Origin of the sequence: Paenibacillus sp. FSL R7-0297 (assembly GCF_038009025.1) — a bacterium.
In the GTDB taxonomy this organism is placed as follows: domain Bacteria; phylum Bacillota; class Bacilli; order Paenibacillales; family Paenibacillaceae; genus Paenibacillus_AQ.
The window spans coordinates 6,828,452-6,849,034 of sequence record NZ_JBBPAQ010000001.1 but is presented as its reverse complement, the minus strand read 5'-3'; the positions used below and the strand labels follow the sequence as shown (position 1 = coordinate 6,849,034).

General features: G+C 52.7%; 17 protein-coding genes and 1 riboswitch. Of the genes, 14 read left to right on the top strand and 3 right to left on the bottom strand.

The annotated features are described in order from the left end of the window. Window positions 1-369 precede the first annotated feature (369 nt). The 6 genes from MKZ24_RS29710 (at window position 370) to MKZ24_RS29685 (ending at window position 7,637) form a co-directional block, all read left to right on the top strand. On the top strand, window positions 370-1,980 hold the full coding sequence (locus tag MKZ24_RS29710) for an extracellular solute-binding protein (RefSeq protein ID WP_042233801.1): 1,611 nt from the start codon (window positions 370-372) through the stop codon (window positions 1,978-1,980). Window positions 1,981-2,117: 137 nt separating this feature from the next. Next, a complete protein-coding gene (locus MKZ24_RS29705) occupies window positions 2,118-2,957 on the top strand; it encodes an ABC transporter permease (protein WP_231637878.1) in 840 nt (279 codons plus the stop codon). A 25-nt stretch (window positions 2,958-2,982) separates the two neighbouring features. Continuing rightward, a complete protein-coding gene (locus MKZ24_RS29700; RefSeq protein ID WP_042233805.1) occupies window positions 2,983-3,855 on the top strand; it encodes a carbohydrate ABC transporter permease in 873 nt (290 codons plus the stop codon). Window positions 3,856-3,893: 38 nt separating this feature from the next. Continuing rightward, window positions 3,894-4,862 carry a sugar phosphate isomerase/epimerase family protein gene (locus tag MKZ24_RS29695; protein ID WP_042233808.1) on the top strand — a complete coding sequence of 323 codons (969 nt, stop codon included), beginning with the start codon at window positions 3,894-3,896 and terminating at the stop codon, window positions 4,860-4,862. A 58-nt stretch (window positions 4,863-4,920) separates the two neighbouring features. Further along, on the top strand, window positions 4,921-6,675 hold the full coding sequence (locus MKZ24_RS29690; protein ID WP_042233810.1) for a hypothetical protein: 1,755 nt from the start codon (window positions 4,921-4,923) through the stop codon (window positions 6,673-6,675). Between the two features lie 521 nt (window positions 6,676-7,196). Beyond that, the gene (locus tag MKZ24_RS29685; protein WP_231637801.1) at window positions 7,197-7,637 is read left to right on the top strand and encodes a DUF5680 domain-containing protein; all 441 of its coding nucleotides are present in this window, start codon (window positions 7,197-7,199) and stop codon (window positions 7,635-7,637) included. A 104-nt stretch (window positions 7,638-7,741) separates the two neighbouring features. Here MKZ24_RS29685 and MKZ24_RS29680 read toward each other — a convergent pair whose 3' ends face one another. Together MKZ24_RS29680 and MKZ24_RS29675 are read right to left on the bottom strand one after the other, a co-directional pair. Further along, window positions 7,742-8,137: a hypothetical protein gene (locus MKZ24_RS29680; protein ID WP_042233812.1), complete on the bottom strand. Its 396-nt coding sequence runs from the start codon at window positions 8,135-8,137 to the stop codon at window positions 7,742-7,744. A gap of 139 nt (window positions 8,138-8,276) precedes the next feature. Then, complete coding sequence (locus MKZ24_RS29675; RefSeq protein ID WP_052416097.1) at window positions 8,277-9,578, bottom strand: helix-turn-helix domain-containing protein; 1,302 nt, start codon at window positions 9,576-9,578, stop codon at window positions 8,277-8,279. A 120-nt stretch (window positions 9,579-9,698) separates the two neighbouring features. Here MKZ24_RS29675 and MKZ24_RS29670 point away from each other — a divergent pair, with 120 nt between their 5' ends. From MKZ24_RS29670 to MKZ24_RS29655, 4 genes are all read left to right on the top strand, one after another. After that, a complete protein-coding gene (locus MKZ24_RS29670; RefSeq protein ID WP_042233814.1) occupies window positions 9,699-11,981 on the top strand; it encodes a glycoside hydrolase family 3 C-terminal domain-containing protein in 2,283 nt (760 codons plus the stop codon). Between the two features lie 83 nt (window positions 11,982-12,064). After that, window positions 12,065-12,172: riboswitch (guanidine-I (ykkC/yxkD leader) on the top strand. Window positions 12,173-12,229: 57 nt separating this feature from the next. Further along, the gene (locus MKZ24_RS29665) at window positions 12,230-12,595 is read left to right on the top strand and encodes a DMT family transporter (protein ID WP_042233816.1); all 366 of its coding nucleotides are present in this window, start codon (window positions 12,230-12,232) and stop codon (window positions 12,593-12,595) included. A 1-nt stretch (window position 12,596) separates the two neighbouring features. Next, a complete protein-coding gene (locus MKZ24_RS29660) occupies window positions 12,597-12,911 on the top strand; it encodes a DMT family transporter (protein WP_042233818.1) in 315 nt (104 codons plus the stop codon). Between the two features lie 117 nt (window positions 12,912-13,028). After that, window positions 13,029-13,892 (top strand): aldo/keto reductase, encoded by an 864-nt coding sequence (locus MKZ24_RS29655; protein ID WP_340789396.1) that lies wholly within the window; start codon window positions 13,029-13,031, stop codon window positions 13,890-13,892. Between the two features lie 400 nt (window positions 13,893-14,292). Here the strand turns inward: MKZ24_RS29655 and MKZ24_RS29650 are convergent, their stop codons facing one another. Next, window positions 14,293-14,733, bottom strand: coding sequence for a hypothetical protein (locus tag MKZ24_RS29650; protein WP_340789393.1), 441 nt, complete (start codon window positions 14,731-14,733; stop codon window positions 14,293-14,295). 519 nt (window positions 14,734-15,252) lie between these two features. Here MKZ24_RS29650 and MKZ24_RS29645 point away from each other — a divergent pair. The 4 genes from MKZ24_RS29645 to MKZ24_RS29630 all read left to right on the top strand — a co-directional run bounded on the left by MKZ24_RS29645 (window position 15,253) and on the right by MKZ24_RS29630 (window position 20,565). Next, window positions 15,253-16,695 carry a PTS mannitol transporter subunit IICB gene (locus tag MKZ24_RS29645; RefSeq protein WP_340789391.1) on the top strand — a complete coding sequence of 481 codons (1,443 nt, stop codon included), beginning with the start codon at window positions 15,253-15,255 and terminating at the stop codon, window positions 16,693-16,695. A gap of 202 nt (window positions 16,696-16,897) precedes the next feature. Then, window positions 16,898-18,964, top strand: coding sequence for a BglG family transcription antiterminator (locus MKZ24_RS29640; RefSeq protein WP_042233825.1), 2,067 nt, complete (start codon window positions 16,898-16,900; stop codon window positions 18,962-18,964). A 21-nt stretch (window positions 18,965-18,985) separates the two neighbouring features. Further along, window positions 18,986-19,420 (top strand): PTS sugar transporter subunit IIA, encoded by a 435-nt coding sequence (locus MKZ24_RS29635; RefSeq protein ID WP_042211347.1) that lies wholly within the window; start codon window positions 18,986-18,988, stop codon window positions 19,418-19,420. After that, window positions 19,420-20,565, top strand: coding sequence for a mannitol-1-phosphate 5-dehydrogenase (locus MKZ24_RS29630; RefSeq protein ID WP_340790239.1), 1,146 nt, complete (start codon window positions 19,420-19,422; stop codon window positions 20,563-20,565). The genes MKZ24_RS29635 and MKZ24_RS29630 overlap by 1 nt, the downstream gene beginning before the upstream one ends. Window positions 20,566-20,583 lie beyond the last annotated feature (18 nt).

Here is a 20,583-nt window from a genome sequence, read left to right as displayed (position 1 = left end):
CTTCAACATGGTTACATCAGCTACACTCTGTACACCCAGGCCGCATCACTCGTCCGCTAACCTCCGAAAAAGGGGTGCGAACAGCGATGCGGCCTATATTTTTGCCGATGTGAAAGCGGTTTATCGTACGAAAATCGTTGGTCTGATAAACCGGATGTCCGAATTCAGGCGCTGTAGCTCATCCGAAACAGGTTTATTGCCAGACCCCCAAAAGTTATGGAATACTGTGGGCATCCCGAAGCAGCAAGCAGCCTTGAACGCTAAAGGCCCATGTTGCTTGAGGGACACCGCTAAGAATCGGGCACTATACAAGCTCGGGGGTATCATGAAGTCACCATTATAGCCTGCTAAGGCGAGGGAGATGGAACAATGACAGTGAACGTAAACCAAAGAGTTCTGAAGAAGGCAATCGGCATCGGCTTGACCGCAGTAATGGGGGCTACTCTGCTTGCAGGCTGCTCCTCTGATGGCAAGAGCAATTCGGCAGCCGGAGGTACAGAAGCACCCGCTAAAGCCGAACGCGTAACTCTAAAGGTGGAGATCTTCGACCGCGGCAAAAGTCCGAAGCAATACACGATTACCAATAACTTTATGTCCCAGATGATTCAGAAAAATTTCGGTGATCCCAATAACATTGACGTCGAATTTGTACCGGTGCAGCGCTCCGAGGAAGTCACGAAGCTGAATGTACTTATGGCAAGTAACTCCGATGTGCCGGATATTGTGTTTACTTATGATTCCAGCGTCTTCTACCGTTATGCCCAGCAAGGCGGGCTGACGGATGTCGGTCCCCTTCTTGAAGAGCACGGTCAGACGCTGACAAAATTCATTGGTGACGAGACGATGGCCTTCGGCCAGCTCGACGGCAAGCAGTTCGCCATCCCGGGTAAACGGGCGATTACAGGCCGCTATACTTCATACATCCGCCAGGACTGGCTGGATAAGCTGGGGCTGCCGGTACCGAAGAATACCGATGAGCTGTACACTACTTTGAAAGCGTTTAAAGAGAAGGACCCGGGCGGTCTTGGCAGCAAAACCATTCCGATGGGCATGTCCCTTGGCTCGGCTCAGCTAGAGACGCTGATCTACTCCTTCATTAAGCCGATCAGCGGCGATCTGACCTACAGCCAGCGCTACGAGCTGCCGCTGCATGAGGGCTTTAAGGATGCGGCACAGTTCCTCAACAAGCTCTACAATGAAGGGCTGGTCAGCAAGGACTTCAGTCTGGATGAAGACAAGGCCCAGGTGTCCAAGGACATTCAGAACGGCAACGTCGGCTTCTTCTCCGAGGATGTGGATAGCCTGTTCTATGCCGACGGTACGCTGGATAATCTCTACAAGAATGTACCGGGCAGCAAGCTGCTGCCGGCGGATGTCCTCACCAATGCCAAGGTGGACAATAAGTATATCAAATCCCGCTATGCCTCGAACGGCATGTACATCATGATCCCTAAGAGCAGCAAACGTGCAGTGGAAGCGGTGAAATACCTTGACTGGATGGCGACAGGCAACAATCTGATTGACATCTACAACGGTGTTGAAGGCGAGAACTACGATATGGTGGACGGCATCCCGGTCGTTAAGGCTGATGTATCCCAGGAATTCCAAGACCGTCTGTTCACTTCCGGGGACACCGCGATTATCTCCAACGGCAAGAACCTCGGCGACCAGGCTATGAATGAGAAAGCTTGGATTATGGGCTTCCCTGCGAACAACCAGGAGGCGCTGAAGCAGTCGATCGATATTGCCAACACGGATACCGTGGGTCCTATCGTCTTCGGTAAGCCGATTGAAGCAGAATCGAAATACGGCACTACGCTCAGCGACAAGCTCAACGTCATTATCGTGAAGACCGCGATGGCGAAGCCGGAGGAGTTCGATACCACCTTCGAGCAGGAAATGAAGGATTACATGTCTCTGGGCGGAGACAAGCTGAAAGCGGAGCTGGAGCAGGCGCTAACAGAGATTTCAGCCAAATAAACTAAAAAAAGTGAAAACCGGGGGGAGCTGGCATGCTGCTCTGCCCGGTTTTTTCTCCATAGGAGGAGAGTAACTTGAGCAAAGCGTCCTACATCAGACGGTATTGGCAACTATACGCGCTGCTTTCACTGCCCATTATGTATTTCCTGATTTTCCGCTATGGCCCTATGTATGGGGTACAGATTGCCTTTAAGGATTTCAACCTGTTCCAGGGGATCAACGGCAGTGAGTGGATCGGCTTCGATGCCTTCCGCGAGGTTTTTGGCATGAAAGAGTTTTACAGCAGTCTGCGCAACACGTTTTTATTGAACTTTCTGGATTTGGTTGTATCTTTCCCGGCCCCGATTATTCTCGCCATTATGCTATATGAAGTGAAGTCGGTATGGTTCAAAAAAATATCACAGACCCTTCTCTACATTCCCCACTTTATTTCCTGGGTGATTATCGGGGGAATCGTCTATCAATTGTTCGGCAACCAATCCGGTATGGTGAACGGGGTGCTGGAGAGCATGGGGCTGAACCCCATTCCTTTTTTGACCGAAAAAAATCCATGGCTGATTACCTATCTGTTCACTGGTGTCTGGCAAAGTGCCGGCTGGGGAACCATCCTGTATCTGGCGGCGCTTACCGGTGTCAACCGCGAGCTGTTTGAAGCTGCCGAGGTGGATGGGGCGACCAGAATGAAGAAGATCCGCTACATTACGCTGCCCAGTATCAAACCAACCATTATTACCCTGCTGATTCTCAATCTGGGGAAAATGGTCAGCATCGGCTTCGATCGTCCTTACATCATCGGGAATACGGCAGTGCGTGAATATTCCGATGTGCTCAGTACCTTCGTCTACCGGATTGGTCTGGAATCGGGCCAGTATACGCTGGCGACTGTAGTTGGATTATTCCAAGCTGTGGTTGGACTGGTATTCATCCTTGGTTCCAATTATATATCGAAAAAAGTGACCGGCAACGGCATTCTATGATAATGAAGAAAGGAGGCGGAGTACTATGAGTGAACGTACCTCAAACCGGATATTCGATATCGTTAATGTTACCTTTATTACCCTGTTCGTGCTGTTTTGTCTGGCTCCGTTTGTACACGTGATTGCGGTGTCCCTCAGCTCCACGCGGGCCATTACTTCCGGGGAAGTAACGATTTTCCCGATTGAACTGAACTGGAAGGCTTATGTGCAGGTCTTTACCGACAATGCAATGATCCGCTCGCTGATCTTCACTATTATCCTGACGGTTGCTACTACGGTATTATGTATGCTCTTCACAATCGCAGCCGCTTATCCGCTGACCAAAAGCAAGCTGAAGGGCCGTACCATGTTCATGTATCTGATCATCATCACCATGTTCTTCAGCGGTGGGATTATTCCTGAATACCTGCTGATCCGTGATCTGCATATGATTGATACAGTCTGGTCGCTGATTCTGCCCGGTCTGGTCAGCCCGTTCAACCTGATTATCCTGATCTCATTCTTCCGCAGCATCCCGCCGAGTCTGGAAGAATCAGCCGAGATCGACGGTAGCTCGCATTTCCGCACCCTGATGAAAATTGTTCTGCCGTTATCCATGCCGGTTATGGCTACACTTGCGCTCTTCTACGCGGTTGGCCGCTGGAACGGATTCCAGGATTCCCTGATGTATATCAATAATCCCGATCTGTATCCGCTTCAGCTGAAGCTCTTCCAGATGGTTCAGAACAATATGATCACTGAGCTGACACAGCTGGAGGGGGCGGCCCGCACCAAGCTGCCGCCGGAGAGCCTCAAGGCTGCTACTGTCGTCTTCGCTACCGTTCCGATTCTTGTAGTCTATCCTTGGCTGCAGAAATATTTCGTCAGTGGTGTGATGCTTGGTGCGGTCAAGGGCTAACCTGCAACACTGCGCTATAGGGAAAGGAGAGAACGGATATGGAGGATAAAGGCGAATTCGCATTCTCAACCTGCTGGAACATCAGGCGTCACACTACAGGTGACGGGATGCTGAATGAGATCCGTGAGCTGGGCTTCCGGCGGGTGGAGCTGAATTACAATGTGACGGAAACAATGCTGGCTACGATTGAACCGATGATTGAGCGGGGGGAGATCGGCGTATCCAGTGTCCATAACACCTTCCCCCACGTGGCAGACCCTGATTATGGCACGGATTCCGTGCTGCTGGGCTTCGCAGACAGGGAGAAGAGGAAGCGGGCGGTAGACCTGCTGGTCCGTTCGGCAGAGTATGCCGATCGCTTCGGCGGGGAAGCTGTGGTGGTGCATCCCGGCGAAGTGCCTTTTCCGGGTGATATCTCCGGGGAGCTGGAGCAGCTCTATGGCGGGCAAGGGAAGAATTCGGAGGCTTACCGGAGGAAGTGGGCAGAGCTGCTCGAACGGCGTGAAGCCTATAGCGCGGGTTATGTGCAGACGATTATCGAAAGTCTGGATGAAGTATGTAACCGCGCCGCGTCCAAGGGACTGAATGTCCGCTTCGGGATCGAGACACGTTCCAAGCCGCAGCAGATTCCGACGCTTGCCGAAGCCAAGACTATAATAAGCGCGCTGCAAGGAGCGCCTGTCGGCATCTGGTATGACACCGGTCATGCCATTATGATGGACCGTCTGGGACTGTACGACAGCATCGGGGAGATGGAAGGGCTGATGGATGACATTGTCGGTGTCCACATCCATGAGACTATCGGTCTCTCCGACCACTGGTGTCCCTATGTGAACAGCGGGAACCCCGATTTCTATGACGCCTATTTGCCGATGATTGAACGGGCGCAGGTTAAGGTGTATGAGCTGAAGGCGGCCTGCCGCCCGGAGGAGATTCATGAGAGCCACCGTCTGCTTACGGCCAAGCTGGATAGGCTGAGTGCGTCTTATATATATGAGAAGCGCTAAAGAAATAAACAAAAAGCAAAAGAAGATATAGCAAGATTTTCTGCAAGGAGGAAGCATAATGTATAAGCAGCTGGTGGACAGCAATGACAGAGCAGTGGAGAAGGGCATATCCCGGCAGGTGCTTGATACGGAGAACCGGTATTACGGAGGAACCATTGATCCCCATACGGGTGTTGCCTGGGTCAATCATACAACCGGAACGCCGACTGACATGTGTTATTGGGGGGCTGCCCTGGCGAACCCCGATTCCAAATACTACCGGAATATGGAGATCCTGGACCGATTGAGGCTGGCCACAGAGTTTGTGCTGCGCTTCCAGCATGAGGACGGCTCGATTTCCCCGGGCTGGACGAACTATCATTCTCCGCCGGATACGGCCTTCGTTGTGGTAGGCTATGCACAATTGTATCAATTGCTGGCTAAGCAGGAGTGGGCTCCGCTTCAGCCGGTGCTGGACAATATGCTCCTGTTTCTTGAACGGACCCTTCCCGTGATGCTTACGGGAGGTGTTCACACCCCGAATCACCGCTGGGTACTGTGCGCTGCACTTGGATTCCTGCATGAGCTGTTCGGAGTGGAAGAGGCCGTACAGCGGGCCAGCCAGTGGCTGGCGGAAGGCATGGATATTACGCCGGACGGGGAATGGACAGAGCGGAGCAACGGCATTTACAGCGCTGTTAGCGACATCATGCTGATTCATGCCGCCCGTCTGCTGAACCGGCCTGAGCTGCTGGACCCGGTCCGGCAGAACCTGCACATGATGGTCTACCTGGTTCATCCTTCGGGTGAGGTTGTGACCGATTATTCCGGGCGGCAGGATCTGGGGAGCGTGCATGATCTGTCTCCCTATTATTTGCCGTATGCCATTCTTGCCCGTTCCGACAAGGATACTGTGCTGGCAGGCATGGCAGAATGGGCAGGGAGAGCACTTGCCGATCCCGGTGTCTGCTCGGCCAATGTGCTGGTGCGGCTGCTGCTGGAGCCGGAGCTCCAGCAGCCGTTCGAGTCAGCGGCAGGGCTGCCCGAACAGTATGAGAAAATACTGAACGGTGATTTCCTGCGGCACAGCTATCTGCAGGAAATGGAGTCTGCTGGTCATCAGGGGCGGATTTTCCACAGCCGACTGCATACCGATTTCGGAGCCCCCGTTGCCCGGATCAGAGATGGGGATACCAGCGTGACGCTGATCACGGAGACGCCATCGTTCTTTGCGCTGCGTCATGGTGCCGCAAGGCTGTTGGCGGTACAGCTGGCTTCCTATTTCTATCCCGGCTTTGTGCCGATGCAGGAGATGACTAGACTTCCGGAGGGATACCTCTTGAAGGGAGAACAGAAGAAGGGCTACTACGGTCCGGTTGAAGGTGCGCTTCTTCCGCCTTCAGCGGGTACAGCGCTCAGTCCCTGGTATCTGCTGCCGCACCAGAGCCGTCTGCTGACGCATGAACAGACGCTATCCGTGGAGGCAGAGGTGCAGCGCACCGGGACGGGCTGGACCATCCGGCTGCATTGTGAGGAACCGGGCGAGGTCATGGCACAGCTGTCTTTCAATTTTGGCTGGGAAGGAAACTTCACCTCCGGAGAGCTGCAGACTGTGGAAGAGGACTGCTGCCTGTGGACAGGCGGTAAACTCCGCTATACTTATGGCGGGGACTGGATAGAGCTGACGGGGGGAGAAATGGCTCATCGGGCAACATCGGTACGTGAGGCTAAGCTGCAGAATAACTGCAAGGCAGTGCTGGTTAATCTGATGACCCCGTTTGATAAGACGTTCACCCTTACGCTTTCTCCTTCTATAATAGGAGGCGGCAATTAAAGTATAAGAGACTGCAATTGAAATGGTGTGGTCTTGCAGCTGCCAGCATCTTCGGATGCTGGTGTTTTTGTGCATATATCTGGTTATACAGCCTGAACCGTGCATCCTCCGGCCGCACCAGGCATCCGCATCATTAATAATGTCCGGTTGCCTGCTTTGCTCTGAGACTCCCGTTCAGGGGATAACTGTACCGGGGAGTTTTAATTGCACTCTGTACACTTATTTAACTCTGTTAGGGCATAAAAGGATACTTTTCCCTTTTTTAATTGTACAGAATGCAGTTATTCCTGCTCATCCGGTTTTTACGCCGTTTTTAGTTGTACCAAATACAATTATCCGCTATGCGTTACGTACGGCCAACTCAAGTACACCGTGCTGCTTAACGGTCTGTCACATCAAAGTACATTTTTATGTCCTGCTATGCAATATAGATACAAATATTAGGAGGAAAATCACTGCTAGTTCAGAACGTATGTTCTATTGTAGCTAAAGATGTATTAATCTTTCGGAGGATGATAGTTATGATGGACAAGATTAAGTTTCTGATAGAGGCCAAGCAAGCAACCTATGCAGGTAAGGGGCCGGAGTTAATCCCGTCCCGGCCGGCGTCTCATGATCTGGAATTTGTGCGCGGGAACCTGAAATACATAGACACCTACCTAGGTTCGGAGAAGTTTGCCGGAGAGGAAGCCTTGTGGGAGGATGACCAGCCGCTGTGGGCGATGAATTACGCCGGGCGTGTGACTGCGGAAGGCTTCAGCGGAGACTTCCTGAAAGCCGCCCTGCAGCTGGTGCCGGAGGATAAACCCTTCCGCGGGCCGGAGCATTATACGGATGGCCATCTCATCTATAAATGCTCAGTAGACGGGGACTTCTCCTGGTTCAGCGGGTCAGAGGTGATTTGGGCCGGAGATACAATGGTCTATGAATGTATGTTTCATGGCGGTGTAGTTAAGGAGTAGCACGCGGAACGTCCTTTCCTGCCAAACGCGCGCCCGGACGATGCTCAACACAAAAAGTCTCCCGAGCAGCCAATTCATGGCCTATAGGAGACTCTGTTGTTCAGTCAATCGCCACCACCGCCGCCGCCGGAATCCCCGCCACCGCCGGAATCGCCACCACCACCGCCGAAATCACCGCCGCCATGTCCTCCATGACCGCCGCTATCCATGCCGCCGTGGCCGCCGTGATGACCGCCGCTATCCCAACTGCTTCCGCCATGGCTGTGGTTATGATGCCCGTGATGATGGCTGGCTCCGCTGTGCCCGTCATGGTGATGGTGATCATCGCTGCGGCTGTCTCCGGCAGAGTTGTTCAGATCTGGCCCCGGAAAGAAATAATTATCAGCCGAATTATTTCTGTGCTCGTAATGCTTGTTTTTGCGTTGAAGACGATTACTGTGATTAATCCCCAGCATAGCGACATATACAACTACTCCAACAAATACAATGCTACCGATCATGCTGAATCGCTCCTTTGTAAGAAAGTAGAAAAGCGTCCTTAACCGGATCATACCATAATTTTGCAAATCTATGCTGTGATTACACAGTAGGGCGGACCGCGATCCGTCATAATCGGGAGCTTGGCTCAATTGTCCACACTTAGGTGAAACGGGAGAACCGCTCTGAATCCTGCTTGTATTGTCCGGGAGTGAGGCCCGTGTATTTCTTGAATACCTTGGTGAAATAGCTCTGGTCGTTGAAATGCAGCCGGGAGGCAATATCCGACAGCGGAATGCCGGGCAGCTCCATCAGCCGTTTGGCTTCTTCGACCCGCTGTTGCTGGATATAATCGCTGATGGCGGTTCCGGTCTCCTTTTTGAACAGCTGAGACAGATAACTGGCGTTAAGTCCGGTGAATTCGGCCAGCCTGCTGAGCGGAATCTCTTCATATAAATGATTGTAAATATAATTCTGGCACAGCGCGGAGATGCGGGAGAGCTTCGAACTGCGGCTGCCCAGCACCTGGTCGGCGAAGTCACAGAGAGCGGCAAGCTGGGCGCGGTCCACGGCCGGAATATCATGAAGCTCTTCAATATGCTGGATGTGAAAGTCGCTGAGGGTATAGGCAATCTCCCAGAACAGCCCGCCTTCAATCGCTGCGCGTGTCGCCAGTGTAATGGAGGAGACGGCCAGGTTTTTTTTGCTGCGCAGCTGGCTTTTCTTCGACAACCGTCCGTAGCTCTCTTCCGAAAAAGAAGCCTGGGTCCGCAGCAGCCCCGCCTTGTCCCCGTTCGCAATATGGCGGAACATCTCCCGCTCCAGCATCGGGTCATGGTGCAGCCAGGTGTTCTCGCGGCGGTAGGACAGGTCCAGATCCGGGCTGTCATCCGGCTGCGGGACAGACTGCTCCGCATTGCCCGCAGCCAGCAGCAGCTCTGTAATGGACAATGCCTCACCGGTGGCGAGGGTGTAGAGCAGCAGCGCAGCATGATACCAGCGCATCCGGCTGAGCACAGGCAAGCTGCGGTAATACTGCTGCCAGCCTTCCTGCTGCCCCGGAGGAATGCTGTAATCGCGCATCAGGCTGGCCGCGTTATCTCCGGTGACCGGTGCGCTTAGCACCGGACCGATGAGGATGGCTCCGCCGGCATGATCTGCTTCAGGCAGCTGGAGAATAATGAAATTCTCCAGGAAGCCGGTAGTATGCAGATACGGCGGAGCCGCAGTGCGGGCAGCCTTCCCGGCAGCTGTTGCAGCAGGGCTGCTCCTACGGGCAATATCCATGACCTCTTGAAGCAGGGAGTGAGCCCCCTGAACGGCCGGGCGGCATTCGAATGCCGGAGGCAGGGTCAGCCGGGGAGTGTCTGCGGCATCCAGCCACATGACCGGAACCCGGTAAGCCTCATATATCAGCTTGCAGGTATACTCTACTCCTTCGCGTTCTTCCATGTTCTCGGGCATAACCAACACTTCCTTTTCTTATATAACCAAATTACCAAAAATCCAAATAAAATGCCATAAATGCCGGAACAAGTCGTATAAAATAAAGAAAAGAAAACGCATTCTTAGGAGGGCTACACTATGGCAACGGCAACAGCAGCGGAAATCCGGCAGCTAATTTCACAAATGACACTTGAAGAGAAGGCTGGACTCTGCTCCGGACTGGATTTCTGGAATACCAAAGGCATTGAACGGCTGGGCATTCCTTCACTGATGGTAACAGACGGGCCTCATGGTCTCCGTAAGCAGCAGGGAAGTGCGGACCATCTGGGCCTGCATAACAGCGTACCGGCGACTTGTTTTCCGTCAGCAGCGGGTCTGGCTTCTTCCTGGGACCGTAAGCTGATTGCCCGGGTAGGCGAGGCATTGGGGGCGGAATGTCAGGTCGAGAATGTTGCTGTTCTGCTCGGGCCGGGCAATAATATCAAGCGTTCACCGCTGAATGGCCGGAACTTTGAATATTTCTCGGAAGATCCTTATTTGGCTTCGGAGATGGCCGCGCATCATGTGAAGGGAGTGCAGAGCCAGGGGGTCGGGACTTCACTGAAGCATTTTGCCGCCAATAATCAGGAACACCGCCGGATGTCCGTGGATGCCGTTATTGATGAGCGGACCCTCCGCGAGATCTATCTGGCCAGCTTCGAAGGCACGGTGAAGCAGAGCCAGCCTTGGAGCGTGATGTGTTCCTATAACCAGGTGAATGGTGAGTATGCTTCAGAGAGCCATAAGCTGCTGACGCAAGTGCTTCGCGACGAGTGGGGCTTTGAAGGCTTTGTTGTGTCCGACTGGGGTGCGGTCAATGAGCGGGTGAAGGCGCTGCAGGCGGGTCTGGAGCTGGAAATGCCGTCAAGCGGAGGCATCGGCGACGCCAAGATCGTAGCTGCAGTGAACAACGGGGAGCTGTCCGTGGAGACTCTGGATCTTGCGGTAGAGCGGATGCTGGCTTTTATCTTCAAGAGTACGGGCAGCCGGGACGAACAGGCCGTCTTCGATCAGGACAAACATCATGCACTGGCACGTGAGGTGGCCCGGGAGAGCATGGTGCTGCTGAAGAACGAAGACAGTGTTCTGCCGCTTGCCAAGAGCGGTACCCTGGCAATTATCGGCGAATTCGCCAAGACACCGCGCTATCAGGGCGGCGGCAGCTCGCATGTGAATCCGACGAAGCTGGATGATGCTTTCATCGAGATGCAGGCGGTTGCAGGTGATCGGGCTAGCTTCCTCTACGCACAGGGGTATGAGCTGGCCAGCGATGAGGTTAATGAGGAACTGTTGCAGGAAGCCCGCGATACAGCGGTGAAAGCGGATGCTGCCGTGCTGTTCCTTGGATTGCCTGACCGCTATGAGTCGGAAGGTTATGACCGCAGCCACCTGTCGCTTCCGGCGAGCCATCTGGCTCTGCTCGATGCTGTGGCTGAGGTTCAGAGTAACATTATCGTGGTGCTCAGCAACGGCTCTCCAGTAGAAATGCCTTGGCTGCCGCAGACGAAGGCTGTGCTGGAAGGATATCTCGGGGGGCAGGCTTTTGGCGGCGCGGTGGCCGATCTGCTCTTTGGTGAAGTAAGCCCAAGCGGCAAACTGGCGGAGACGTTCCCGCAGAAGCTGAGCGACAATCCATCATTCCTGAATTTCCCTGGAGAAGGCGATACCGTGGAGTACAAGGAAGGCTTGTTTGTCGGCTACCGTTATTATGATAAAAAAGAAATTGAGCCGCTGTTCCCGTTCGGGTTCGGACTCAGCTATACAGAATTCGAGTACAGCAATTTGTCGCTGGATCAGACCAGCATCAAGGATACGGACACCGTAAAGGTTAAGGTGACCGTTAAGAACACCGGCAGCAGAGCAGGCAAAGAGACCGTGCAGCTCTATGTCAGCGATGTAGAGAGCAGCGTGCTCCGTCCGCTGCAGGAGCTGAAGGGCTTCGACAAGATTGAGCTGCAGCCGGGGGAAGAATGCGACGTAACCTTTACACTGAATAAGCGCTCCTTTGCCTACTACAATGTGAAGCTGGCCGACTGGCATGTGGAGAGCGGGATGTTCAAGATCGCCGTAGGTTCATCCTCACGCGATATCCGCCTCACCGCAGAGCTGGAGGTAGTATCGACGACGAAGCTGGCCGTAAGGTTCCACCGCAACTCTACGGTCGGAGATCTGCTGGCGAATCCGCTGACTGAGGGCAAAGCCAAGAATTACGGCAGTATCTTCGGGATGGAAGATGCGATGGGTGATAATCCTGAAATGTTCCTGGCCATGATGAAATACATGCCGCTGCGCGCGCTGATCGGCTTCGGCCAGGGCAAATATACCGAAGCCGATCTGGCTGAAGATTTGCGTGAAATGAACGCATTGGCCGGACAGGAGTAAGACGCAGCAGCGGTGCCGGCAAGAACATAGGGGTTGCTTTTCACAGGGGGATTTGCTAACATACGTTGTAACTTAATAATGCTTTATATGTTCTCTAGGGTTCCGCAGCTGTTATGCTGGTCTGGTCCGAGGGAGAACGCACGGAGTGAACCATAGCCGTGTATACACGGAGGGATAAAAGCCCGGGAGGTATCGTCATACGACGATAACCTTCCGGGCTTATTTTATTTTCAGGAGGCAGAAGAGAAATGAGCAAAAATAACAACAGCAAGGCATGGACAATGATTGCAGGTGCTGCCTGCTTTGAAGTGGTATGGGTAATCGGGCTGAAGCACGCTGTGGCCCCCTGGGAATGGGCGATAACGATAGTGGCGATATTGGTCAGCTTCTACGCCCTCATATGGGCCAGCGGCAGGCTGCCGGTCGGTACAGTCTACGCAGTATTTGTCGGGCTCGGGACTGCGGGAACCGTTCTGGCTGGCGGAATCCTGTTCGGAGAGCCGCTGCGTCCGCTGAAGCTGGTACTGATAGTGTTGCTGCTGGCCGGAGTTGTTGGCCTGAAGCTGGCCACGCCTGCGGATATGGCGGATAAGCAAGCAAAGGAGCTGAAGTAATATGGCATGGGTAATGTTGATTGCCGCCGGGTTATGTGAAATGTTCGGGGTGGCCATGATAGGTAAGCTGCATAAGAACCGCAACTGGCAGTCTGCAGGCCTGCTTGTCCTGGGTTTCGGTGCAAGCTTCCTGCTGCTGTCCCTGGCGATGGAGAGCCTGCCGATGGGGATAGCTTACGCAATCTGGACAGGGATTGGCGCGTCTGGAGCGGCGATTATGGGTATGTTGTTCTATGGTGAAGCCCGCGATCCGCGGCGTATTTTCTGCATCGTGCTGATTCTTGGAGCTGTAGCCGGGTTGAAGCTGATCGGCTGATTCCGCTGAAAGTTTATGATTTGGACACTTGCCGGATGTTTCGGGAGAGCGGATATGGTAAATATAATAAGTAGTAGCAAGTCACACCATTCATCCTATAAGGAGACTTCCATTATTATGAGCAAACCTGTATCTGATAAAATCCTACTGCCGGACGGAGTTATGTTACCCAAACTGGGCCAGGGAACCTGGTTCATGGGCGAGCATGCAGCGAACCGGGCTGAAGAAATCGCTGCTCTGCGCTTTGGCGTAGAGCTGGGAATGAATCTGATTGATACCGCTGAGATGTATGGGGACGGCCGTTCCGAGGAACTTGTCGGTGAAGCGGTGAAGGGAATCCGCGATGACGTATTCCTCGTTTCCAAGGTTTACCCGCATAATGCTGCAGGAGCCGGACTAATCCGCAGCTGTGAAGCGAGCCTGAAGCGGCTGGGCACCGATCATCTGGATCTGTACCTGCTGCACTGGCGGGGGACCATCCCGCTGGAGGAGACTGTAGAGGGAATGGAGGCACTGGTAGCTTCCGGCAAAATCGCCCGCTGGGGTGTCTCCAATTTCGATACGCCCGACATGCAGGAGCTGCTGCGCATTCCCGGCGGCAATCACTGCGCAGTGAATCAGGTGCTCTACCATCTCGGCTCCAGAGGCATCGAGCATGAGCTCCTGCCATGGCTGAGCGGACACAAAATTCCTGTAATGGCGTATTCTCCGCTGGCCCAGGCGGGAACCTTGAGAAAAGGATTGACCGAGAATGAAACCGTACAGAGAATTGCCCGAGACCATGAAGCGACTCCGCTGCAGATTCTGCTGGCCTGGAGCATCCGTGAAGGGAATGTGATGGCTATTCCCAAAGCGGGCACCCGCCAGCATGTGGAAGAGAATGCAGCCGCCGGCAAGCTTGTGCTTACGTCAGATGAGCTTTGGCAGCTGGACGATGCTTTTCCGCAGCCGTCATGGAAGGTTCCGCTGGATATGATTTGAGAACGTGCACTAAGCATGTTAAGAATGATAAGCATGAGAAGACAAGGCTGTCCCCGTACAGGGGGCAGTTTTTCGTATTATTAGGTCAACCAGAAGTTTCTGGTTGGCTTTTTGTTGTATTTTTGTTAGGAACTCATGAATTCCGTCTGTTGTGGATAATCTTCATTGGAGCAAGAAGCAAAAACGTCTGAAGGATCAATATGTTCTTGTATCAGGAATCCCGCAGAATCCCCCTGAAGGCTGGCCAGAGGAGGCCGATGTATGCGCGAAAAACCAAACACAATGAGCTGCTGCGAGGGGAATCAGGCCAAATGTATGCGAAAACAAACATGTCTTTCAAGGCACAACTCCAGCATGAAAATGAGCAGCGTGGCTAAAAAACAGAACATCGTCTTTTCATTTATTTAACATATTTTAACGGAAAACCGAACACAATTGGACTGGGTAAGCCACGTAAGCCAAATGTAATCGAAAAACCGAACACAATTGGAAAGGGTGCACCGCGTAGGCCAAATGTAATCGAAAAACCGAACACAATTGGAAAGGGTGCACCGCGTAGGCCAAATGTAATCGAAAAACCGAACACAATTGGACTGGGTGCACCGCGTAGGCCAAATGTAATCGAAAAACCGAACACAATTGGACTGGGTACGCCGCTTAAGCCGAATGTAATCGAAAAACCGAACACAATTGGACTGGGTAAGCCACGTAAGCCAAATGTAATCGAAAAACCGAACACAATTGGACTGGGTAAGCCACGTAAGCCAAATGTAATCGAAAAACCGAACACAATTGGACTGGGTGCACCGCGTAGGCCAAATGTAATCGAAAAACCGAACACAATTGGACTGGGTGCGCCGCGTAGGCCGTGCGTTTATCGCAGTGCCAGACGTATTTTCACAGAAAAACCGAATACAATGAGCTGCTGTGAGGGTAACCAGACCAAATGTATGCGAAAAACCGAACACAATGTGCATCCCTGGAAGAAATGAGGAGCATAAGTAGCAACTGGCTATCCAGCAACTTTGTGCGGTTATTTTGTACGGCAAGGCTGGAGGATATGATAAATAACGGTAATTGGGTGCATCCTAAAAGGGGAATGCGGCGGACAAAAGGTTTGCACACAGAATGGAGTATCCTTGCTAATAGGCCTGATATAGGTCATTGGGAGCAGTGGAAACACCATACTATAGCCCCTTGGCAGGAACTCTTAAATGATGTCAACAACATTCATGACGAAACCGTGTTTTCAATTTGGTGACAAAGAAAGCGCTTTGATTTACGATGTGTTCATAGGAGATGACCTTCAAGAAGAAGTAAATGAAGGGTTCTCATTCAATTAATTAGGGGGGCATCTTAAATGGCCACAACGGCAACTCAGCAAACTTCATCCGGTGGTGCACGGGTAAGAGTCCAGCAATTCGGACGCATGCTCAGCGGTATGGTTATGCCGAATATCGGCGCATTCATCGCATGGGGGTTAATTACAGCATTATTTATTCCAACCGGCTGGTATCCAAATGAAAGCCTTGCAGCTCTGGTTGATCCAATGATCAAATATTTGCTGCCGCTGCTGATCGGATATACCGGCGGTCAGATGGTTCACGGCAAACGCGGCGGTGTTATCGGGGCAGTAGTTACAATGGGGGTTATTGTCGGATCATCTATTCCGATGTTCCTTGGTGCTATGCTGGTCGGTCCGCTGGCTGGCTGGGTATTGAAGCAATTTGACAAAGCGGTTGAGGGCAAAATCAAAGCCGGCTTCGAAATGCTTGTTAATAACTTCTCACTCGGTATTATCGGTGGCGTACTATCCGTTGGAGCACTTAAAGGTATTGGACCTCTGGTTGAAGGCTTGACCAACATCTTGTCTAATGGTGTTGAGTTCCTGGTAAATCATAATCTGCTGCCGCTCATCAATATTATCATTGAACCAGCCAAAGTATTGTTCCTGAACAATGCGATCAACCACGGTGTACTTGGACCAATCGCGCTTGAACAATCACAACGGGTAGGTAAATCTATTCTATTCATGCTTGAATCGAACCCTGGTCCAGGTCTTGGTATCCTGCTTGCTTACTGGCTGGTTGGTAAAGGCTCTGCTAAATCTTCCGCACCGGGCGCAATCATCATTCACTTCCTGGGCGGTATTCATGAAATCTACTTCCCTTACATCCTGATGAACCCGCGTCTGATCCTTGCAGTTATCGGTGGCGGTGTATCGGGTACATTCACCTTCCAGATGCTGGGTGCAGGTCTCGTAGCTTCTCCTTCTCCAGGCAGTATCTTTGCATACTTCGCGATGACACCTAAGGGCGGATATCTTCCAATGCTGGCCGGGGTTATCGTCGCAACCGTCGTGTCCTTCGCTCTTGCGGCCCTGCTGCTGAAGACTGTTAAGAAGAATGACGAAGAAGAAATGGATATTGAGGAAGCAGCAGCCAAGGTTAAAGACATGAAATCCGCGGGAACTGCAGCTCAAACTGCGGCAACTGCAACTACTGTAGCTGCTAATGTACGCACTAAAGCCAATGTGAACAAAATCGTCTTCGCTTGTGATGCAGGGATGGGTTCCAGTGCGATGGGCGCTTCCGTACTGCGCAAGAAACTGCAAAGCGCAGGGGTTAACATTACGGTTGTGAACTCTGCTGTCAGTGAAATTCCTGCGGATGCCGACATCGTAGTTACGCAGAAGACACTTACTGACCGTGCCATTGCCGTGAATCCAAACGCAGAGCACATCTCGATCGACAACTTCCTGAAGAGCCCGAAATATGATGAGCTCGTGGAACGTTTGAAGTAAGACGCAGAAGTGTAAGATAAATTAATAAGCATAATGTCAAATAAGGAGACGCTGGCCGACAAAGCCAGCGTTTGTCTCCAAATATAAGAAAGTATATGTTCCACTATACTTTACCTTATATTTCTTGCTGAAACGGATGCCGTCCCTTATAGGACGGCATAGCCGTTTCTACTTGGTGTAGGGCGGAGGGTGTTCGCGGAATATGAGGAAAATTACCGCCAGGCAGCGCCAGATTATATGGCTTTTGCTCGGAGTCAGCGGAGAAATTACGGCCGCTGAAATCGCCGAGGCTACCGCTGTGAGTGTAAGAACCGTTCACCGGGAGATGGAGGACATAGAGTCTGCGCTGAAGAATTTTGGTCTGAATCTGATCAAAAAATCGGGAAAAGGCATACAATTGAGCGGCCCGGAGGCCGGTCTTGCGGAGCTGCGCCTGTTTTTGCGGGAAGAGAAGCCGGCGGAGTATTCTGGAGAAGACCGCAAGGTGTATGAGCTCTGCGCCCTGCTGGAGGCGGAAGAGCCGGTGAAGCTGTTCACGCTCGCGCATTCACTCAAGGTGACAGTCGCCTCTGTAAGCTACGATCTGGACGAACTGGAGCAATGGGTCCGTAAATTCGGCCTGGAGCTGGTCCGCAGAAGAGGCTACGGCGTTGAAATCACCGGCAGTGAGATCGATAAGCGCCGGGCGATTGGCCGGCTGGCCGCTGAGCATCTGGATCTGTCCGATCTGGTAGGTCATGGCTCCCAGGCTGAGAGCAACCCGGCCTTCCGTGTTCTGCTGTCTACGGTAGGGAAATCCAATCTTATGGAGGTAGAGAATACCCTGTGGGATATGGAATGGAAATGGACCGCTGAGCTTCCGGAAATTGTCTACATGGAAATGCTGCTGGGTCTAGCCGTAACGACCAGGCGGATCGAAATCGGCCGGAGCATTGACAGCGGTGAAGAGGCGGGTTATTCCAGAATGTCTGATCACCGCAACATTGCCGGGGCTGAGAGCTTTGTCCAGCAGCTCGGAGCGGCGCTTGGGATGGAAATTCCCCGGGTAGAGGTCTTGTATATCGCCGGATTATTCGACCGGGTACAGGATTCATTCTCTTCTGCCGGTTTTGCCTACGGCGATATTGAGTTAATGGAGATCGTCTACAAGCTGACGGAGAGTGTGGTCAAACGGACAGGGCTTCCTTTCCAGAGTGACCGTTCCCTGCGCGAAGGATTGCTGGAGCATATCGATCCCGCCCTGAAGCGGATTCGTGAAGGTACACGCATCCGCAATCCGCTGCTCGGACCGATCCGCCGGGATTATGAGTATCTGTTCAACATCGTCCGTGCCTCCGTAGAGGATATGCAGCTTGAGCTTGAAATTCCGGATGAAGAAATCGGGTTTCTGGTTATGCATTTCGGGGCTTCCGTCGAGCGGCTTAATCAGCTAAGGCGTAATGTCAGAGCCATTCTGGTCTGTGCCAGCGGACTCAGCTCCTCCCGTCTGCTGGCTACCCGGCTGACCAAAGAAATGCCGCAGATTGAGATTCTCGGCAATATTTCCTGGTATGAAGCCGCACGCCTGCCGGATGTGGACTACGACCTGATTATTTCTACCATTGATCTGCCAATTGATAAGGAACGTTATATCAAAATCAGCCCCCTGCTCACAGGGGAAGAGATAGAGAAACTGCTGAATTATATCCAGAATACAACGCTGCGTGAGCGGGAAACAGGCCCATTAGGTGAGCAGGACCGGGCTATGCGGGATGAGGCTTCACTTGAGCGGCTGAGGAGCTACAAGGGGATTCTTGATGAAATGGTCAGCCTGCTGGAGCGGTTCCGGTTCCATCCCATTGACAATAAGGATATGGATTTGTCTGCAACACTGGTGGAAATGCTGGCACTGCTGAATGGAAGCGGCGTAATTGGGGATGCGGACATTGTGCTGGAGCGCCTGCTGGAGCGGGAGCGGATGACCAGTCAGGTGATACCGGACACGGGGCTGGCGCTTTTTCATACCCGCAGCAGCCATATTCATCTGTCATCGCTTACGTTGTACCGGCTGCGCCAGCCTGTGATTCTGGAGGGAGACACTGAGGTTAGAGTGATTCTGCTTATGCTGGCTCCGCGCAGACTGTCCAAGGAGAGTCTGGAGGTGCTCAGCGAGATCAGCGCTTTGCTGCTTAATTCCGAACTGGTACAATTGCTGGAGGAGCGTACGGAGCCTGAGATCCGGGGATATCTGTCCTCAGAGCTGCTTCATTTTTTCCAAACTAAAATTTAATTTGAAAGTGAGAGAAACCATATGAGTATACTGTCAGAGAATAAAGTAATTATGCACGGTGCCGCTAAAGATAAATACGAAGCGATCACTATGGCGGGTAAGCTGCTTGTCGATGCAGGACATGTAACGGAAGAATATATTCCTAAGATGCTGGAGCGCGAAGAAGTGGTGTCCACCTATATGGGCGGAGGGCTGGCGATCCCTCATGGTACCAAGGAAGCACGGCCATTCATCAAATCTACCGGACTGTCTGTGATCCGTTTTCCGGACGGCGTGGATTTCGGCGGGGATGAGCCTGCATTCGTAGTGATCGGTATTGCCGCCGCAGGCGACGGGCATATGGAGGTCCTGACCAACGTGGCGATGATTTTCACAGAAGATGATGCCATCGAGCGTGTAATGAATGCTCCAACTGCCGCTGATGTGATCGCGATCTTCGAAGGAGGCATGGAATGATGAAGGCTGTCCATTTCGGCGCGGGTAACATCGGCAGAGGTTTCATCGGACTACTGCTGTCGCAGGCAGGGTATCAAGTAACTTTCGTGGATGTAAATGAGGCGTTTGTATCCCAGCTTAAGGAGCGCGGTGAGTACCCGGTAACGCTGGCCAGCGAGGGTCAGGAGACGGTAATCGTCAACAATGTAACTGCACTCAGCAGCGTTACTCATGGTGAAGAAGTTGCTGCAGCGATTGCTGAAGCCGATCTGGTTACCACAGCTGTCGGCGTGTCGATTCTGAAGCATATTGCAGGTGTTCTGGCTGATGGCATCAGCAGACGGGTAGCGGTCTCTTCCGCACCGCTGCATGTAATTGCCTGCGAGAACGCGATTGGAGGCAGTGCTCAGCTCAAAGAGCTGGTGTATGCCAAGCTGGATGAAGCAGCCCGTGCCAAAGCGGATGCTTCTATTGCTTTCCCGAACGCAGCGGTTGACCGGATTGTTCCGCTGCAGCAGCATGAGGATATTCTGAAGGTTGTCGTAGAGCCATTCTATGAGTGGGTCGTAGATTCCTCCCAGATGATCCCGGGCTATACACCTGTTGAAGGTGTGCACTACGTGGATAACTTGGAGCCTTATATCGAGCGTAAATTGTTCACCGTGAATACCGGACACTGCTCCGCAGCATATCTTGGCTTCCTGCGCGGGTACGAAACCATCCAGCAGGCTATGGCAGATGAAGCTTTGACTGCACAGGTCCGTGAAGTGCTGGAAGAAACCGGTGCAGTGCTGATCCAGAAGCACGGCTTCGATCAGGCAGAACACAGCAAGTATATCGACAAAATCCTTGAGCGCTTCCGCAACCCGGCGCTGACCGATGAAGTATCCCGTGTCGGCCGTTCGCCGCTGCGCAAGCTGTCGCCGAATGACCGTCTGGTCTCACCTGCGCTGCAGGCGTACGACAGGGGGCTCAGCTATGCTGCCCTGACCCGCTCAATGGCCGGCGCACTGCTGTTCAATGTAAGCGATGACCCGGAAGCAGTGGAGCTGCAAGCCGCTATTACTGAGCTTGGCGCAGAAGCTGCTCTGGCGAAGTATACGGGCATTGCTGCTGATCATCCGGTTCATAAATCTGCGATGGAGCAATATGCGAAGTTGAAATAAATCTATAGAACTACAGCC

Coding starts and splice junctions, on each gene's coding strand:
- MKZ24_RS29680 (WP_042233812.1), bottom strand. CDS start 8,137: ATGATCGGTAGCATTGTATTTGTTGGAGTAGTTGTATATGTCGCTATG.
- MKZ24_RS29660 (WP_042233818.1), top strand. CDS start 12,597: ATGGCATGGGTAATGTTGATTGCCGCCGGGTTATGTGAAATGTTCGGG.
- MKZ24_RS29640 (WP_042233825.1), top strand. CDS start 16,898: ATGAGGAAAATTACCGCCAGGCAGCGCCAGATTATATGGCTTTTGCTC.
- MKZ24_RS29695 (WP_042233808.1), top strand. CDS start 3,894: ATGGAGGATAAAGGCGAATTCGCATTCTCAACCTGCTGGAACATCAGG.
- MKZ24_RS29670 (WP_042233814.1), top strand. CDS start 9,699: ATGGCAACGGCAACAGCAGCGGAAATCCGGCAGCTAATTTCACAAATG.
- MKZ24_RS29690 (WP_042233810.1), top strand. CDS start 4,921: ATGTATAAGCAGCTGGTGGACAGCAATGACAGAGCAGTGGAGAAGGGC.
- MKZ24_RS29675 (WP_052416097.1), bottom strand. CDS start 9,578: ATGCCCGAGAACATGGAAGAACGCGAAGGAGTAGAGTATACCTGCAAG.
- MKZ24_RS29705 (WP_231637878.1), top strand. CDS start 2,118: ATGTATTTCCTGATTTTCCGCTATGGCCCTATGTATGGGGTACAGATT.
- MKZ24_RS29635 (WP_042211347.1), top strand. CDS start 18,986: ATGAGTATACTGTCAGAGAATAAAGTAATTATGCACGGTGCCGCTAAA.
- MKZ24_RS29655 (WP_340789396.1), top strand. CDS start 13,029: ATGAGCAAACCTGTATCTGATAAAATCCTACTGCCGGACGGAGTTATG.
- MKZ24_RS29685 (WP_231637801.1), top strand. CDS start 7,197: ATGATGGACAAGATTAAGTTTCTGATAGAGGCCAAGCAAGCAACCTAT.
- MKZ24_RS29665 (WP_042233816.1), top strand. CDS start 12,230: ATGAGCAAAAATAACAACAGCAAGGCATGGACAATGATTGCAGGTGCT.
- MKZ24_RS29710 (WP_042233801.1), top strand. CDS start 370: ATGACAGTGAACGTAAACCAAAGAGTTCTGAAGAAGGCAATCGGCATC.
- MKZ24_RS29700 (WP_042233805.1), top strand. CDS start 2,983: ATGAGTGAACGTACCTCAAACCGGATATTCGATATCGTTAATGTTACC.
- MKZ24_RS29645 (WP_340789391.1), top strand. CDS start 15,253: ATGGCCACAACGGCAACTCAGCAAACTTCATCCGGTGGTGCACGGGTA.
- MKZ24_RS29630 (WP_340790239.1), top strand. CDS start 19,420: ATGAAGGCTGTCCATTTCGGCGCGGGTAACATCGGCAGAGGTTTCATC.